This is a genomic window from Pseudomonas sp. PMCC200344, assembly GCF_030053095.1.
GTDB classification, from domain to species: Bacteria; Pseudomonadota; Gammaproteobacteria; order Pseudomonadales; family Pseudomonadaceae; genus Aquipseudomonas; species Aquipseudomonas svalbardensis.
The window spans coordinates 2,213,646-2,229,139 of sequence record NZ_CP125618.1; the positions used below are offsets into that span (position 1 = coordinate 2,213,646).

General features: G+C 58.0%; 14 protein-coding genes and 1 pseudogene. 10 read left to right on the forward strand and 5 right to left on the reverse strand.

Annotated elements, in window-relative coordinates; genetic code table 11:
• The first annotated feature begins 294 nt into the window (after positions 1-294).
• From QFW87_RS09865 to sthA, 3 genes are all read left to right on the forward strand, one after another.
• Positions 295-1,758, forward strand: a complete 1,464-nt coding sequence (locus tag QFW87_RS09865) for a glyceraldehyde-3-phosphate dehydrogenase (protein ID WP_192407181.1) — start codon at positions 295-297, stop codon at positions 1,756-1,758.
• Positions 1,759-1,987: 229 nt separating this feature from the next.
• On the forward strand, positions 1,988-2,932 hold the full coding sequence (locus QFW87_RS09870; RefSeq protein ID WP_283183796.1) for an FAD:protein FMN transferase: 945 nt from the start codon (positions 1,988-1,990) through the stop codon (positions 2,930-2,932).
• 207 nt (positions 2,933-3,139) lie between these two features.
• On the forward strand, positions 3,140-4,534 hold the full coding sequence (sthA, locus tag QFW87_RS09875; protein ID WP_283183797.1) for a Si-specific NAD(P)(+) transhydrogenase: 1,395 nt from the start codon (positions 3,140-3,142) through the stop codon (positions 4,532-4,534).
• Positions 4,535-4,576: 42 nt separating this feature from the next.
• On the opposite strand, the gene QFW87_RS09880 is transcribed toward sthA, so the two are convergent.
• Together QFW87_RS09880 and QFW87_RS09885 are read right to left on the reverse strand one after the other, a co-directional pair.
• Positions 4,577-5,299 (reverse strand): glycerophosphodiester phosphodiesterase family protein, encoded by a 723-nt coding sequence (locus tag QFW87_RS09880; RefSeq protein ID WP_056744312.1) that lies wholly within the window; start codon positions 5,297-5,299, stop codon positions 4,577-4,579.
• Positions 5,300-5,313: 14 nt separating this feature from the next.
• Complete coding sequence (locus tag QFW87_RS09885; RefSeq protein ID WP_046047829.1) at positions 5,314-5,895, reverse strand: PilZ domain-containing protein; 582 nt, start codon at positions 5,893-5,895, stop codon at positions 5,314-5,316.
• A gap of 94 nt (positions 5,896-5,989) precedes the next feature.
• Between QFW87_RS09885 and QFW87_RS09890 the strand changes: the two genes are divergently transcribed.
• From QFW87_RS09890 to QFW87_RS09900, 3 genes are all read left to right on the forward strand, one after another.
• Positions 5,990-7,240, forward strand: a complete 1,251-nt coding sequence (locus QFW87_RS09890; RefSeq protein WP_283190380.1) for a lipoprotein-releasing ABC transporter permease subunit — start codon at positions 5,990-5,992, stop codon at positions 7,238-7,240.
• A 7-nt stretch (positions 7,241-7,247) separates the two neighbouring features.
• A complete protein-coding gene (lolD, locus tag QFW87_RS09895; RefSeq protein ID WP_185753189.1) occupies positions 7,248-7,931 on the forward strand; it encodes a lipoprotein-releasing ABC transporter ATP-binding protein LolD in 684 nt (227 codons plus the stop codon).
• Between the two features lie 64 nt (positions 7,932-7,995).
• Positions 7,996-9,240: a lipoprotein-releasing ABC transporter permease subunit gene (locus QFW87_RS09900; protein ID WP_095128737.1), complete on the forward strand. Its 1,245-nt coding sequence runs from the start codon at positions 7,996-7,998 to the stop codon at positions 9,238-9,240.
• A gap of 34 nt (positions 9,241-9,274) precedes the next feature.
• Here QFW87_RS09900 and QFW87_RS09905 read toward each other — a convergent pair whose 3' ends face one another.
• Positions 9,275-10,621 carry a heavy metal sensor histidine kinase gene (locus QFW87_RS09905; RefSeq protein ID WP_283190381.1) on the reverse strand — a complete coding sequence of 449 codons (1,347 nt, stop codon included), beginning with the start codon at positions 10,619-10,621 and terminating at the stop codon, positions 9,275-9,277.
• Positions 10,621-11,070: a winged helix-turn-helix domain-containing protein gene (locus tag QFW87_RS09910; RefSeq protein WP_283190382.1), complete on the reverse strand. Its 450-nt coding sequence runs from the start codon at positions 11,068-11,070 to the stop codon at positions 10,621-10,623. The genes QFW87_RS09905 and QFW87_RS09910 overlap by 1 nt, the downstream gene beginning before the upstream one ends.
• Before the next feature lie 155 nt (positions 11,071-11,225).
• On the opposite strand from QFW87_RS09910, the gene QFW87_RS09915 reads away from it, so the two are divergent.
• From QFW87_RS09915 to QFW87_RS09925, 3 genes and pseudogenes are all read left to right on the forward strand, one after another.
• A complete protein-coding gene (locus tag QFW87_RS09915) occupies positions 11,226-11,747 on the forward strand; it encodes a cupredoxin family protein (RefSeq protein ID WP_283190383.1) in 522 nt (173 codons plus the stop codon).
• A gap of 61 nt (positions 11,748-11,808) precedes the next feature.
• Positions 11,809-12,639 (forward strand): NADPH-dependent 7-cyano-7-deazaguanine reductase QueF, encoded by an 831-nt coding sequence (queF, locus tag QFW87_RS09920; RefSeq protein ID WP_283183803.1) that lies wholly within the window; start codon positions 11,809-11,811, stop codon positions 12,637-12,639.
• A gap of 9 nt (positions 12,640-12,648) precedes the next feature.
• Positions 12,649-12,738: pseudogene (locus tag QFW87_RS09925) on the forward strand (DUF4381 domain-containing protein); the annotation flags it as partial.
• Between the two features lie 622 nt (positions 12,739-13,360).
• Here the strand turns inward: QFW87_RS09925 and QFW87_RS09930 are convergent.
• The gene (locus QFW87_RS09930; protein WP_283190384.1) at positions 13,361-14,569 is read right to left on the reverse strand and encodes an MFS transporter; all 1,209 of its coding nucleotides are present in this window, start codon (positions 14,567-14,569) and stop codon (positions 13,361-13,363) included.
• A 134-nt stretch (positions 14,570-14,703) separates the two neighbouring features.
• Here QFW87_RS09930 and QFW87_RS09935 point away from each other — a divergent pair, with 134 nt between their 5' ends.
• Positions 14,704-15,285, forward strand: coding sequence for a TetR/AcrR family transcriptional regulator (locus tag QFW87_RS09935; RefSeq protein WP_283190385.1), 582 nt, complete (start codon positions 14,704-14,706; stop codon positions 15,283-15,285).
• Positions 15,286-15,494 lie beyond the last annotated feature (209 nt).

Here is a 15,494-nt window from a genome sequence, read left to right on the forward strand (position 1 = left end):
GCAGACTGTGTCTATTACGCAGGTTGGGCAAAATGTAGTGGTAAAGACAAAATCGGCCCGTTTTTTAGTAAAAATGACTGAATATGTAGTGGCAAAACGACCGAGTGTTACGGAGGGTTACAGACAAGACGGTGTTGTCTACCAAAAAATGACTGCGCTGCAGGCCGCGGTTTCGTTGGGTTTGAGCCGTGCGTGATTTTTTTGAAGAGGATTTTGTTACTGGCCGTGCGACAGGCGCGCATTGCTACGGGAGGCGCTCGGCGGCATAATGTAGCCCCTTTTTTCTGCCCCTACATGTGGAAGGTTCCCGTGACTCAGAAGCCCGACCAGTGTCTTGGTGAATGGATCGACCGTGAAGCACTCGCAGAAGCGATGATTCCGCTTATCGGTCAGCTCTACCGCAATAACAACGTGGTGAGCTCGATCTATGGCCGCAGCCTGATCAATCGTTCAGTCATTGCGATTCTCAAAGCTCACCGCTTTGCTCGTCATCGTCAGTCTGATGACAGCGAATTGTCCGTCCACGAAACATTCCCGCTGCTCAAGGCAATGAGCGAGCTCAAGCTCGGCGCTGCTTCGGTAGACCTGGGCAAGCTTGCAGTCAAGTTCAAGGCTGAAGGCAATGGCCGCACTGCCGAGCAGTTCGTCCGTGAAGAACTGGCTGACGTCGTTGGTCAGCAAAATGTTTCCGCCCGCAAAGGCACCGACGTTGTTCTGTACGGCTTCGGTCGTATCGGCCGTCTGCTGGCGCGCATCCTGATCGAGAAAACTGGTGGTGGCGACGGCCTGCGTCTGCGCGCCATCGTTGTCCGCAAGGGCGCCGAGAACGATCTGGTCAAACGTGCCAGCCTGCTGCGTCGTGACTCGGTTCATGGTCCGTTCGATGGCACCATCACCATTGATGAAGCCAACAACACCATTACTGCCAACGGCAACCTGATCCAGGTTATCTACGCGAAAAACCCGACTGAAGTGGACTACACCCAGTACGGCATCAAAGACGCGCTGCTGGTGGACAACACCGGTGTATGGCGTGACGCCGACGGTCTGGGCCAGCACTTGGCTTGCCCGGGTATCGACCGCGTTGTTCTGACCGCGCCTGGCAAAGGCAAGCTGAAGAACATCGTTCACGGCATCAACCACGGTGAAATCACCGCTGATGACAAGATCGTTTCCGCGGCTTCCTGCACCACCAACGCCATCGTGCCGGTGCTCAAAGCCGTCAACGACAAGTTCGGCATCATCAACGGTCACGTTGAAACGGTTCACTCGTACACCAACGACCAGAACCTGATCGACAACTTCCACAAAGGCGATCGCCGTGGCCGTAGCGCCGCGTTGAACATGGTGATCACCGAGACCGGTGCTGCCACCGCTGCTGCCAAGGCGCTGCCTGAGCTGGCCGGCAAGCTGACCGGTAACGCGATCCGCGTTCCGACGCCAAACGTGTCGATGGCCATTCTCAACCTGAACCTTGAGAAAGCCGCCACCCGTGAAGAGATGAACGAGTACCTGCGCTACATGGCGCTGCACTCCGATCTGCATAAGCAAATCGACTACGTCAATTCGCAGGAAGTGGTTTCCACCGACTTCGTTGGCTCGCGCCACGCAGGCGTAGTGGATGCTGAAGCAACCATCAGCCAAGACAACCGCGTTGTTCTGTACGTTTGGTACGACAACGAATTCGGTTACAGCTGCCAGGTGGTTCGCGTGATGGAAGACATGGCCGGTGTAAACCCGCCTGCATTCCCGCGCTAAGCGTTAGCTGCACATGAAAACGCCCCGACTTTGGTCGGGGCGTTTTTGTTTGTGCGGTGATCGTTCTCACGCAGAGCGTAGGAACGATCTTTTTTCCCTGTGGGAGCATAATGGTTGGCCTTGGCGTTGTGTCAGGGAATGCCTGGGGGGGTGGGGATTGTTGAATAGGTGGCAAGGCGTTTTAATTTTTCTGTTCGGCGTCCTTTCAGGCTGCGGCAACGGCGATTCCATGGAAAGCTTCGGCGGCCCGACCATGGGCAGCACGTATTCGATCAAGTACCTGCGCCATGCCGGGCTTCCCGCCCCGACCGAGGTCCGTGTTCAGGTCGAAAAGATCCTTGCTGAAGTCGATCAACAAATGTCGACTTACCGCAGCGACTCCGACATCGAGCGCTTCAACGATCTACCCGCCAACCGCTGTCAGAAAATGCCCCCGCCGATCCTCAAACTGGTGCGCGTCGGTGAGCGTCTGTCGGAACAAAGCGAAGGTTCTTTCGACCTGACGGTGGAACCGCTGCTTAACCTCTGGGGTTTCGGCCCGCAGGCTCGCGAGGAAAAAATCCCCGCGGCCCAAGCGCTGGCCGAAGTGCGGCAGCGAGTCGGTTACCAGCACCTGCGTATCGACGGCGATCAGCTGTGCAAGGACGCCGCGGTCGAGGTTGACTTCAACAGCATCGCCGCTGGCTACGCAGTCGACACGATTGCCGCGAAACTCGAAGCAATGGGCATCCACAACTACCTCGCCGAAGCCACCGGCGAACTCAAGGCCGCCGGCAAGAAACTCGACGGTTCACCGTGGCGCGTCGCCCTGGAAGAACCCCGCGACGACCAGCAAGTGGCCGAGCGCATCATCGCCGTCGACGGCTACGGCGTTTCCACTTCCGGCGATTACCGCAACTATTTCGAGCAGGACGGTCGGCGTTATTCCCACACCTTCGATGCCCGCACCGGGGCGCCGGTCTCACACACCCTGGCGTCAGTCACGGTGATTCATCCTTCAGCGTTGATGGCCGATGGCTTATCGACGCTGTTGCTGATTCTGGGGCCTGAACAGGGTTGGGATTACGCAGAAAAACATGACATCGGTGCATTCTTTGTGATTCGTGCCGATACAGGTTTCGTCACACGAACCACGCAGGCTTTTGAACGCCTGAGTGACGGAAAAACCGAGTGATCACGGCGATTCAAGCAGCAAAGACTGGCGTTGTAGTGCAGGCAAAACTAGCCTACGACGCGACCAAGGGTTAATGTGCGCGGCGTTGACGCTTATATAGACTGTGTCCGGGTTCTGCACTGGCCCCAAATTGTTCCTTCACGCCGCAGATCGGCGTGATTTAGCCGCAGGTGCCGAGGGCGCCGCGGCCTGTTCTGAGGAGTATGCATGGCTGTCTACAACTACGACGTGGTGGTGCTGGGTTCCGGCCCGGCGGGAGAAGGCGCGGCAATGAACGCCGCCAAAGCAGGGCGCAAGGTGGCGATGGTCGATAGCCGTCGCCAGGTCGGCGGCAACTGCACTCACCTGGGCACCATCCCGTCCAAGGCACTGCGTCACTCGGTCCGGCAGATCATGCAGTTCAACACCAACCCGATGTTCCGGGCCATTGGTGAGCCACGCTGGTTCTCGTTCCCGGACGTTTTGAAAAGCGCCGAAAAAGTCATCTCCAAACAAGTCGCATCGCGCACCGGCTACTACGCCCGTAACCGCGTCGACGTGTTCTTCGGCACCGGCAGCTTCGCCGACGAGCAAACCATTGAAGTGGTTTGCGCCAATGGCGTGGTCGAAAAACTGGTGGCCAAGCACATCATCATCGCCACCGGCTCGCGTCCTTATCGTCCGGCGGACATCGATTTCCACCATCCGCGTATCTACGATAGCGACACCATCCTCAGCCTCGGCCACACCCCGCGCAAACTGATTGTTTACGGCGCCGGCGTGATCGGTTGTGAGTACGCTTCGATCTTCAGCGGTCTGGGTGTATTGGTTGAACTGGTGGATAACCGCGGTCAGTTGCTGAGCTTCCTCGACTCGGAAATTTCCCAGGCCCTGAGTTATCACTTCAGCAACAACAACATCACGGTTCGCCACAACGAAGACTACGACCGCGTCGAAGGCGTGGACAACGGCGTGATCCTGCACCTGAAGTCCGGCAAGAAGATCAAGGCCGACGCCTTGCTCTGGTGCAACGGTCGTACCGGCAACACCGACCAGTTGGGTCTGGAAAACGTCGGCGTGAAGGTCAACAGCCGTGGCCAGATCGAAGTCGACGAGGCCTACCGTACCTGCAAGCCGAACATCTACGGCGCCGGTGACGTGATTGGTTGGCCGAGCCTGGCCAGTGCCGCTCACGACCAGGGGCGTTCGGCCGCTGGCAGCATCGTTGACAACCATAGCTGGCGTTTCGTCAACGACGTGCCAACCGGTATCTACACCATTCCGGAGATCAGCTCGATCGGCAAGAACGAGCAGGAGCTGACTCAGGCCAAGGTGCCGTACGAAGTGGGCAAGGCGTTCTTCAAGGGCATGGCGCGTGCACAGATCGCCGGCGAGCCTCAGGGCATGCTGAAGATTCTGTTCCATCGCGAAACCCTGGAAGTGCTGGGCGTTCACTGCTTCGGTTATCAGGCGTCGGAGATCGTTCACATTGGTCAGGCGATCATGAACCAGCCGGGCGAACTGAACACGCTGAAGTACTTCGTCAACACGACGTTCAACTACCCGACCATGGCTGAAGCCTATCGGGTAGCGGCGTACGATGGCCTCAACCGGCTTTTTTGAGTGGCTCCGGCCGGTGGCCTGAGCCGGCCGGGGAGACCGATTTCAGCAATTCTCGAGCGTGGCGCTGGCCAAACCGGGAAAGTCTGTAATCAGGCTGTCAACGCCGAAGTCGGCGAGTCTGCGCATTAGCGCGGGCTCGTTGACTGTCCATACCGACACATGCAGCCCCTGACGCTGCGCCTTCTGCAGGCGTTCCGGCGTACACAGGGTCCAGTTCAGCGCCAGAATCTCACAGCCATAGCTTTGCGCGACCTTCAACGGGTCAAGCCAGGCGTACTCGGCCACCAATCCGCGGGACACATCCGGCACGAAGTCCAGCGCAGCTTTCAATACTTCCCGTGAACTCGAGGTGATCGTGACCTTGTCGAGCAGGCCGAAACGCTGAGCCATTTCGCGAATCGCCAGCACCGTAGTCGCGGCGCGGGTGCGTGAAGCGCTTTTGACTTCCAGTTGCCAGTGCTCGAAATCGCATTTCTCGAACAGTTCTTCCAGTGTTGGAATCGGGCACGGTTTAATCCAGCCCGGTCCGCCGGTGCGCGCATCGTAGGTCACCAGCTCAGCCGCCGTGTGTTCGACGACTTTGCCGCGACGGTCGGTGGTGCGCTTGAGTGTCGGGTCGTGGATAACCATCAACTCGCCGTCCATGGACAGGTGCAGGTCCAGTTCGCAGCGGCGCACGCCGTGCTTGAGGCATTGCTGAAAGCTGGTCAGCGTATTTTCCGGTGCTTCGCCCTTGGCGCCGCGATGGCCGTAGATGAGAGTCACGGTTCTTCCTTAAATTAAATGCCTGATTCGTTTTGTTCGCGGGCCAGGCGTCGTTCCTGGGCCTGCTTCTGCAAAATGTAGCGAGCCAGCAATTGGCGCTGGGCATCGGTCGGGTACTCGAATTCGGTACCGACGTCATAGCCGTCGCCTTTGCGATCGCAATGAGTGACGCGAGCTCGCAATAAGAGTCCGAGGGCTTGCGGCATTAGCACTAGTTTGACCGACAGGTGGGCGCCCTCGGCAATGGGCGTCGGATGCTGAAACTCGATCCCGCCTTCGGAAATGATCACCGGCTGCGGCTCGCCGATCTGCCCGAGCACAGTGATTGCGATCACCTGGCTGAGCAAATCGATGCGTTTATTCTGGGATTTCAGGAATGCGGCGAGGTTCCGGTCGCGCTCACTGATCTGGCGCAACAGGTGCTGTGACTCGAATTCGCTCAGGTGCAGTTCGCTGAGCAAGTTGAACAGAGGGGAAGCATCCTGCAACACTTCCTGGCCTGCGGCTTCGGGAGCGGACAGGGGCCGAATTTCCAGTGCGATCGTGTCCTCGATACGGTAGTATTCGCGGCGATCTTCTTCATCTAATGTCGACATGGCGAACCCATGGTAGCGGCGGTGGTCTGAGTGTAAAGCTGGTTATCGACCCCCGCCACAAGGACGTTCCTTTTCCCTCCGAACAAGCCCCGACATGTTCAGACCTCTCTTCGTATTTATTGGCACGCGTTATACCCGTGCAAAGCGTCGCAATCATTTTGTGTCATTCATTTCCCTGACCTCGATGATCGGACTCGCCCTTGGCGTGGTCGTGATGATCGTGGTGCTGTCGGTCATGAACGGCTTCGATCATGAGATGCGCACCCGCGTGCTGGGCATGGTGCCCCACGCGACCATCGAGTCCGGTGAACCGATCAGCGACTGGCAAAGCCTGGCCGCCAGGGTCAAGCAGAACCCGCAGGTGACGGCCGTGGCGCCGTTTACCCAGATGCAGGGTTTGCTGACCAACAACGGCAAGGTCTCCAAAGTCCTGCTCAATGCCATCGACCCTGCGCTGGAACGGCAGGTCTCGATCATTGATAACTTCATGCAGCAGGGCAAACTCGACGACCTGGCGCCGGGCAGTTTCGGCATCGTCATCGGTGACAAAGCCGCGGCCAAGTTGGGTGCGGCGATCGGCGACAAGCTGACGTTTGTGGCACCGGAGGTCACCGTGACCCCGGCCGGGATGTTCCCGCGCATGAAACGCTTTACCGTGGTCGGCATCTTCCATGTCGGCGCCGGTGAACTGGACGGCTATCTGGGCATCACCAATCTGCAGGATCTGGCCAAGCTGCATCGCTGGAAACCGGATCAGGTCCAGGGCATCCGCCTGAAGTTCGACGACCTGTTCCAGGCGCCACGCGTGGCGTGGAGCATCGCTCAGCAACTCGGCGAAGACCATTTCTATGCCCGCGACTGGACGCGCACCCACGGCAATCTGTATCAGGCGATCCGCATGGAAAAAGCCATGATAGGTTTGCTGTTGCTGCTGATCGTCGCTGTTGCCGCGTTCAATATCATTTCCACGCTGGTGATGGTGGTGAACGACAAGAAGGGCGACATCGCGATTCTGCGCACCCTTGGCGCCACGCCGGGTTCGATCATGGCGATCTTTATGGTGCAGGGCACCGTCATTGGTGTGGTCGGGACGCTGATCGGCGCCGTGGTCGGGATCTTCGCCGCGCTGAACGTCAGCGCCGCGATCTCGGCCCTCGAAGGGCTGATCGGGCACAAGTTCCTCAACGCCGACGTGTACTTCATCGATTACCTGCCGTCGCAAGTGCAGAGCCAGGATGTGTTGATGGTCTGCGCCGCCGCGTTGGTCCTGAGTTTCCTCGCCACCCTGTATCCAGCCTGGCGTGCTGCGCGCACCCAGCCTGCGGAGGCGCTACGTTATGAGTGAGTTGGGCATGAGTGATAAAGCAATCTTGAGCTGCCGCAACCTGGGCAAATCCTACGAGGAAGGCCCGGAGTCGGTAGAGGTTCTGGCCGGTCTGCAACTGGAGCTGCATCCGGGTGAGCGCGTGGCGATTGTCGGTACCTCGGGCTCGGGCAAAAGTACCTTGCTCAACCTGCTGGGTGGCCTCGATACACCGACCAAGGGCAGCGTCTGGCTGGCTGGTGAAGAGCTGTCGGCGCTGAACGAAAAGGCTCGCGGTTTGCTGCGCAATCGGTCGCTGGGTTTCGTTTACCAGTTCCACCATTTGCTGCCCGAATTCACCGCGTTGGAAAACGTCTGCATGCCGCTGCTGATCGGCAAGACTGCGATCCCGGAAGCGCGTCAACGTGCGACAGCGTTGCTGGAGCGGGTAGGGCTGGGTCATCGCCTGGAACACAAGCCGGCCGAACTGTCCGGCGGCGAACGTCAACGGGTGGCCATCGCCCGTGCCCTGGTGAACAAGCCAGGCCTGGTGATGCTCGACGAGCCGACCGGCAACCTCGACTCCCACACCGCCCAAGGCATTCAGGATTTGATGCTGGAACTCAGCACCTCGATGCGCACGGCGTTCCTGGTGGTGACTCACGACATGAACCTGGCTCGCCAGATGGATCGCGTCCTGCATTTGCAGGAAGGTTACCTGACGCCCATCTGATTGACCGAAACCCGGCGTACTGAACAGTACGTCGGGTCTTTTATTTTTATACGGTGCCCAGCGAATGTTCAGACCGTTATCGATCTTTATCGGCGCGCGCTATACCCGCGCCAAGCGCCGCAATCGCTTTGTTTCCTTCATCTCGATGACCTCGATGATCGGCCTCGCCTTGGGCGTGCTGGCGATGATCGTGGTCCTGTCGGTGATGAACGGCTTCCAGCGCGAAATGAGCTCCCGCATCCTCGGCATGGTGCCTCACGCGACTATCGTCGGCGTCAATCCGATCGACGATTGGCAGCCCGTCGCTGCCGCCGCCATGAAGAATCCCGAAGTGACAGCCGCCGTGCCGTTCACCGAGATGGAAGGTATGCTGTCCTACAAGGGGACGATGCAGCCGATCCAGGTCAGTGGCGTTGATCCGGCGCTGGAAGGCAAGGTGTCGATCGTTGCCCAGCACATTGTTCAGGGTCGTCTCGATGCCTTGAAGCCGGGTGAGTTCGGCGTGGTGATCGGCGAGATCACGGCACGCCGCTTCCGCTTGAACGTCGGCGACAAGATCACCCTGATCGTGCCTGAAGTCAGCACTGCACCGGGCGGCATCACCCCGCGCATGCAGCGGTTGAACGTGGTTGGAGTGTTCAAGGTTGGCGCCGAACTGGACGGCTCCATGGCGCTGATCCACGTGGCCGATGCCGCGCAGATGCAGCACTGGGCGCCGAATCAAGTGCAAAGCGTGCGTCTGGCGGTGAAGGATTTGTATGCTGCGCCGAAGGTTTCCAGCGATATTGCTGGCGGGCTGGGCACCGCTTACAAGGCTGATGACTGGACTCACACACAGGGCAGTCTGTTCAGTGCAATGAAGATGGAAAAAACCATGATCGGTTTGCTGTTGCTGATGATCGTCGCCGTGGCGGCGTTCAACATCATCGCAACCCTGATTATGGTGGTGAACGACAAAGGCGCGGACATCGCGATCCTGCGGACCATCGGCGCTACGCCGCGGCAGATCATGGCGATCTTCATGGTGCAGGGCACCGTGATCGGGGTTGTCGGTACGTTGATTGGTGGTGTGCTTGGCGTGATTGCGGCGCTGAACGTCAGTGAACTGGTGGGCTGGATGGAGCGGGTCAGCGGGCAGCACATCTTCAGTTCAGACGTGTACTTCGTCAGTAACCTACCGTCCGAACTGCAGGGTGCGGATGTGGTGTTGATCTGCTCTGCCGGGTTCATTCTGAGCTTTCTCGCCACCGTTTACCCTGCATGGCGTGCGGCGAAAGTCGAGCCGGCTACCGCGTTGCGGTATTCGTAAGTTACCCATGATCGTTCCCACTCTGTGGGAACGATCAAGTTCGCGGCAACTCAATCACAAACCGCGTCCACCCGTTTTCCGATTCGCAACGAATCTGCCCGCCATGGGCGCGGATGATTGACTGAGTGATTGCCAACCCCAATCCCGCATGTTCACTACTGCCTTCCTGGCGCGCCGGGTCAGCCCGGTAGAAGCGATCAAATAAACGCGGCAGCAACGCCCCGTCAATTCCGTCGCCGCTATTCTCGACCGTCAGGCTCAACCCCTTAGGTTGATCAACAATCTGCACCCGAACCTCGCCTTCGACCGGCGTAAACCGCAACGCATTGTCCAGCAAATTGGAGAGCGCCCGACGCAACATGCTGCGATCGCCCTCCATGCGAGCACTGCCTTCACGACTCAACCTGACCTGAGCGTCCTCCGCCAACGGCGCAAAAAATTCCAGCAACAGATCCGCTTCTTCCGCCAGTTCCAGCGGTTCGCGCTTGGGCATCAACAACCCGTGGTCAGCCTTGGCCAGGTACAACATGTCGTTGACCAGTTGCGCCATCCATTGCAGTTCTTCGAGATTGCTGTGCAGTGCTTCGCGGTAATCCTCAATGGGCCGTGGACGGGTGAGGGTGACCTGGGTGTGGGTCAACAGGTTCGACAGCGGCGTGCGCAATTCATGGGCGATGTCGGCGGAGAAGGCCGAGAGCCGCTGAAAAGAGTCGTCGAGGCGTCCGAGCATGGCGTTGAAGTTGTGGGCCATTTCCGCGAGTTCTGGCGGCATGTTTTCTTCGGACAGGCGTGAATTGAGCGATTGCGCTGAAACGCCGCTGGCAACCGCACTCATGCGCCGTAACGGCCGCAACCCTCTGCGCGCGGCCCAGGCTCCGAGCAGGGCGGTGGCCAATGCTGACAAACCGACTGTCAGCCAGATCAGGTGCTGCATGCGTTGCAGAAAGTGCTGGTGATGGGTGATGTCCAGCAGCAAGGTCAACTGCGGCGAGTCAGGTTTGTCGAGGAACAACGGAGCGTTGAGGACGCGGTAGTCGGTACCTTCGCTGCTCACCGTGGACAAGCCCGGTTGGGTCGGCAATGCCTGGGGCAGGCGCGTCGAGCTGTCATACCAGCGCTTGCCGTCGCTGCCGGTGATCCGCAGCGACAGATCAGCCTGGCGGCTCAATTCATCGGCCAGTTTGACTTCGCTTTCACTCGACTGAATGTCATGAAGTGCCCGACGCAAACCAATCAACTTGCCGTCGAGCAACTGCTGATCGAGTTCAACGAAATGCGCTTCACTGGCCCGGCTGAACAACACCCCGGCAAACAGCGACACCACGGCGGTGCACGCCGCAAACAGCAGCGCCAGACGGCTGCTTAACGAAAGTCGGCGCATCAAGCGGGGCGCTCTTCAAGGACGTAACCCATGCCACGCACGGTGTGAATCAACTTGTTCGGGAATTCATCGTCGATCTTCAGGCGCAAACGACGGATCGCCACTTCGATGACGTTGGTGTCACTGTCGAAGTTCATGTCCCAGACCTGAGAAGCGATCAACGACTTGGGCAGGACTTCGCCTTGCCTGCGCAGGAGCATTTCGTCTCGCGTTGTCAGAAACAGTACCGGCGTGTCGAGGCCGGCACCGCGCACCGCTTGCAGAATCTGCCAGCCATCGCGACCGGGCAGCATCACATCAAGGATCAACAGCGCGTAATCGCCGGTCAGCGCCAATTGTTGGCCGGTGCTGCCGTCCGCCACCAGTTCAGTATTGAAACCGGCTTCGGTCAGGCCTTGGCGCAAGTAGTGGCCAGTTTTCGGTTGGTCTTCGACGATCAGCAGTTTCATGGGCGACTCGAGGCAAATGGAACGAACGCTTTATACCGTGGGCGGCGTTAATACAGGTCAACCTGACAAAGTTGTAATCTGGCCGTCAGGTTGCGGGCAGTCACAGCAGTTTAGAGTTTTCCACAGGCTGAACCTTATCTTGTTGGAGTACGACTATGTTTTTGCGCAAATCACTGGTACGCGTCGCGTGTTTGCTGGCGCTGAGCTCGCCGGCGTGGGCTTCCCCGGCGCATACCTACGACTTCGGCCAGCCGGCCCCGGCGGCCAAGGTGACTCGCAGCATTGAAGTTGTCATGGGCGACATGTCGTTCACGCCCAAGGCGATTGATATCAAGGCCGGTGAGACGGTTCGTTTTGTGTTGGTGAATAAAGGTCAGTTGTTGCACGAATTCAACCTCGGTGACGCGGCAATGCATGCCAAACATCAGCAGGAAATGATGAAGATGCAGCAGAGCGGAATGCTGATGCCTGCAGGCATGAAGGAAATGGACCACGGCGCCATGGCCGGTATGGGGCATGGAATGAAGCACGACGACCCCAATAGCGCGCTCGTCGAGCCGGGTAAAACCGCCGAGCTGACTTGGACCTTCACCAAGGCCACCAACCTGGAATTTGCCTGCAACATCCCCGGTCATTACCAGGCTGGCATGGTCGGCAAGATGACTGTCAGTCAGTAAGCACTCAAAGGCGGGAGCAAAGGCTGGTAGAATCCGCTGATTCTTCAGTCAGGTTTCCGCCATGCATCCCGCAGCCGAACACTCGCCGCTGGGCAAATCCAGCGAATACATCGCCACCTACACGCCGTCCTTGCTGTTCCCGATCCCGCGCACCGCGAAATGGGCAGAGCTGGGCCTGACGGCTGAAACCCTGCCATACAAGGGCGTGGATTTCTGGAACTGCTTCGAGCTGTCGTGGCTGTTGCCGTCCGGCAAGCCAGTGGTGGCGATTGGCGAATTCAGTATCCCGGCGGATTCGCCGAATATCATCGAATCAAAGTCGTTCAAGCTGTACCTCAACTCCCTGAACCAGACGCCGTTTGCCGACACCGCGAGCCTTGAATCGACATTGGCGAAAGACCTGTCGGCCGCTGCCGGTAAACCGGTCGGCGTGCGGATTCGCAGCCTGAAGGACGTCGAAGCTGAAGGCGTTGTGGCGTTGCCGGGCGTGTGCATTGATGATCTGGACATCAGCGTCAGCAACTACGAGCATCCGCGTCCGGAACTGCTGCGTTGCGATGAATCGCGCATCGTGGAGGAGAGCGTGCACAGCCATTTGCTCAAATCCAACTGCCCGGTCACCAGTCAGCCGGACTGGGGTAGCGTGGCGGTGGAATACCGTGGCGCGGCGCTGGATCACGCGAGTTTGCTGGAGTACATCGTGAGCTTCCGTCAGCACTCGGACTTTCATGAACAGTGCGTGGAGCGGATTTTTCTCGACCTGCAACGGTTGTTGAAACCGGAGAAATTGACGGTGTATGCGCGGTATGTGCGGCGCGGTGGGTTGGACATCAACCCGTATCGCAGTACTGAAACCGTTCAACTGCCAAACCACCGTCTGGTCCGCCAATAAAGAACCACTGTGGGAGCGAGCCTGCTCGCGAAGAGGTCAGCACATTCAACATCAATGGTGACTGACACTCCGCATTCGCGAGCAGGCTCGCTCCCACAGGGGATTGCATTGCAAGTCGCAGACAATAAAAAGCCCCGCTTTTGACGACTTATACCCTAACGGTACATAGTTTTTTCAGCTGGGACCGAAGGTCTAACAGGTGTTGGCTTTCAATCATCCTAGCCTTACGATGTAGAAATACATCCTAAGACATCGTAATTCCTAAGCGCCCACGGCTACGTCGGCGCTTTTTTATTTTCCGATCCACAGCCCTAGTCGCGGCCCCTGGCCCAGTGTTTCCAGTCAGGCTGAAGGATGGGTAGTTGCACAGACTTGCCCACCCGTTTGCATTCAACTTGACCAGCCATTTGCATCGGACTTGACTACCAGCGTCGTGGCGGTGACCGGCAGAGAACGACCCAAAGCTGCCGGTGGCGATAGTCAAAAACGGCCACTAGCGGATGTTCATGGCGGGACCACTTTCGGCCAAAAACCGTTATACAAAATGCTAATACTTGCCACGGAGGAAGCAGCGACTCTAACTCCGCGTAGCGTTCAAGCTGCTTGTGGTAAAGGCTATGTGGAAGAGCCGACTCTTCGCTCTGAGTTAAAGAAAAGCCACTCTCACGAGTGGCTTTTCTATCTGCAGATTACTCTGAGCAGGGCGCGTCACAGAGGGGCTTCATACCGAGTACGATGCCGCAAGCGAGTGCTCTCGCATCCGTCGATACCCCCAAATAGTTACCAGTAATACAGCTGCTCCGGCTGCCAGAGCAACGTTAAACCCATAGCGAGCACCTTCCATATCCACCAGTTGGCCCGACGCCGCAGCACCCATCGCCACCCCAACATTCAAGCCTGCCAGTAACCAGGTCATGCCTTCGGTCAATTGTCGTTCCGGCACAATTCGCTCAACCAAGGACATCGCCACAATCATGGTGGGCGCAAAGAATAACCCGGACACCAACACTGCTCCCGAGAGGCTGGCAATGTTGCAAGCCATCAACAAGGGCAGTGTCGTTGCGGCAGTTGCAAGGCCACCCAACAGCAAGAGTTTGTGCAACGGCGTTTTCAGTTTTAGCGCACCGAACAACAAGCCCGCGGCGCACGAGCCGATGGCGTAACAGGACAACACGATACTGGCCGTCGCCGGACTGCCCATTTGTTCAGCAAACGCGACACTCACGATATCGACCGTTCCGACGATGACGCCCATCGCGACCATCAGCAATGTTAATAGCCGGACGTCCGCCAGGCGAAAGATTGAGGCTGTTCGCGTGCTCATTTCTTCAGCGGATTCTACTGGCGGTTCGGTGGATGCTTGTGCTGCCAAAGCAAGTGCGCCAATCGCCAGCAGTACAACTGCCGCTAACGGTCCTGCCTGGGGGAAGACGGCCACGCTCAAACCAATGGAAACCGGAGGGCCTGCGATAAACGTCACTTCGTCCAGCACGGTTTCTAGTGAGTAAGCTGTTTGCAGGTGCGGCTTGCCCCTGTACATCGCAGTCCAGCGAGCGCGGACCATGGCCGACATGCTCGGCATGAAACCCGCTAACACAGCGGCCACGAACAATGTCCAATCGGGCGTATGCCAGTAGGTACAGGCAAGCAGTAGAAGAATACCCAAAACACTGATGCCAGCTGACAAGGGTAGTACCCTGCGCTGGCCGTATCGATCCACCATGCGTGAAACCTGCGGTGACATCAATGCATACGTCAGGACGAAGGTGGCAGAAACCGCGCCTGCCAGTGCGTAGCTGCCCCGCAACTGCGAAAGCATGGTGATGATGCCGATACCTGTCATGGGGAGCGGTAAACGGGCGAGGAGGCCTGCCAGGAAGAATCCCTTGGTGCCGGGGGCTTGGAACAGTATTCGGTACGGATTGGCCATGCTCGATACTCCTTATCGAATGAGTTCAGCTTTTCGGGGCGTCGCTGAACTGGGAATATACATTCATTACGTATGATTAAAACCCTATAATCATACGCAGTGAATGTAAATAGCTTGTTGGTCTGGGAGATATCATGGTTCGACGTACACGCGCTGATATGGAAGAAACACGTGCCACGTTGCTGAAGACCGCGCGCCAGGTTTTCAGCGAACATGGCTATGCCGAAACGTCCATGGATGATTTGACAGCGCTGGCTGGCCTGACGAGGGGCGCGCTTTACCATCATTTCGGCGACAAGAAAGGTTTACTCACGGCCGTGGTTGCTCAAATTGATGCGGAGATGGACACGCGGCTACAAGTGATTTCGGACAGTACAGACAACGCATGGGAGGCTTTCAGGGACCGCTGTCGCATGTATCTGGAAATGGCACAGGAGCCTGAGATACAGCGCATCGTATTGCGGGATGCGCGCGCTGTTCTGGGTAGCTCCCCACCAGAAGCGCATCGGCACTGTGCAGCCTCCCTACAAAAGATGCTTGAGCAACTGATGCTGCAAGAGACGGTTGTACAAACCGATCCCGAAGCATTGGCGATGCTGATCCATGGTGCCTTGTGCGAAGCAGCATTCTGGATCGCAGTAGCTGAGCCAGGTTCAGACAGGCTGTTGCAGGCCCTGGGGGCACTTGAGCTTCTGCTTAAGGGCGTCCGTAGCTGAAATCAGGAGCATAGGGGGCGGATCCCAGTGTGGGTAATACGGTGCGTTGATAATGGGGTGCTCTTCCCAGATGACGAATTCTTCATGGAGTTTTCGTGGTGGAGCAAAAAAGAAGGGCGTAATCATTGCATCAGCATCACACCGAAGTGTAACCGTCCGGCCAACACATCCCGACGTCGATTATTGAAGCGATGGGGTCAGGAAGATGT

What these genes read in the sequence shown, in the direction of transcription:
- QFW87_RS09935 (WP_283190385.1), top strand. Translation starts at nt 14,704, where the DNA reads ATGGTTCGACGTACACGCGCTGATATGGAAGAAACACGTGCCACGTTG.
- lolD (WP_185753189.1), top strand. Translation starts at nt 7,248, where the DNA reads ATGAGTGATAAAGCAATCTTGAGCTGCCGCAACCTGGGCAAATCCTAC.
- QFW87_RS09890 (WP_283190380.1), top strand. Translation starts at nt 5,990, where the DNA reads ATGTTCAGACCTCTCTTCGTATTTATTGGCACGCGTTATACCCGTGCA.
- QFW87_RS09930 (WP_283190384.1), bottom strand. Translation starts at nt 14,569, where the DNA reads ATGGCCAATCCGTACCGAATACTGTTCCAAGCCCCCGGCACCAAGGGA.
- QFW87_RS09900 (WP_095128737.1), top strand. Translation starts at nt 7,996, where the DNA reads ATGTTCAGACCGTTATCGATCTTTATCGGCGCGCGCTATACCCGCGCC.
- sthA (WP_283183797.1), top strand. Translation starts at nt 3,140, where the DNA reads ATGGCTGTCTACAACTACGACGTGGTGGTGCTGGGTTCCGGCCCGGCG.
- QFW87_RS09905 (WP_283190381.1), bottom strand. Translation starts at nt 10,621, where the DNA reads ATGCGCCGACTTTCGTTAAGCAGCCGTCTGGCGCTGCTGTTTGCGGCG.
- QFW87_RS09865 (WP_192407181.1), top strand. Translation starts at nt 295, where the DNA reads ATGTGGAAGGTTCCCGTGACTCAGAAGCCCGACCAGTGTCTTGGTGAA.
- QFW87_RS09885 (WP_046047829.1), bottom strand. Translation starts at nt 5,895, where the DNA reads ATGTCGACATTAGATGAAGAAGATCGCCGCGAATACTACCGTATCGAG.
- QFW87_RS09910 (WP_283190382.1), bottom strand. Translation starts at nt 11,070, where the DNA reads ATGAAACTGCTGATCGTCGAAGACCAACCGAAAACTGGCCACTACTTG.
- QFW87_RS09870 (WP_283183796.1), top strand. Translation starts at nt 1,988, where the DNA reads ATGGAAAGCTTCGGCGGCCCGACCATGGGCAGCACGTATTCGATCAAG.
- QFW87_RS09915 (WP_283190383.1), top strand. Translation starts at nt 11,226, where the DNA reads ATGTTTTTGCGCAAATCACTGGTACGCGTCGCGTGTTTGCTGGCGCTG.
- queF (WP_283183803.1), top strand. Translation starts at nt 11,809, where the DNA reads ATGCATCCCGCAGCCGAACACTCGCCGCTGGGCAAATCCAGCGAATAC.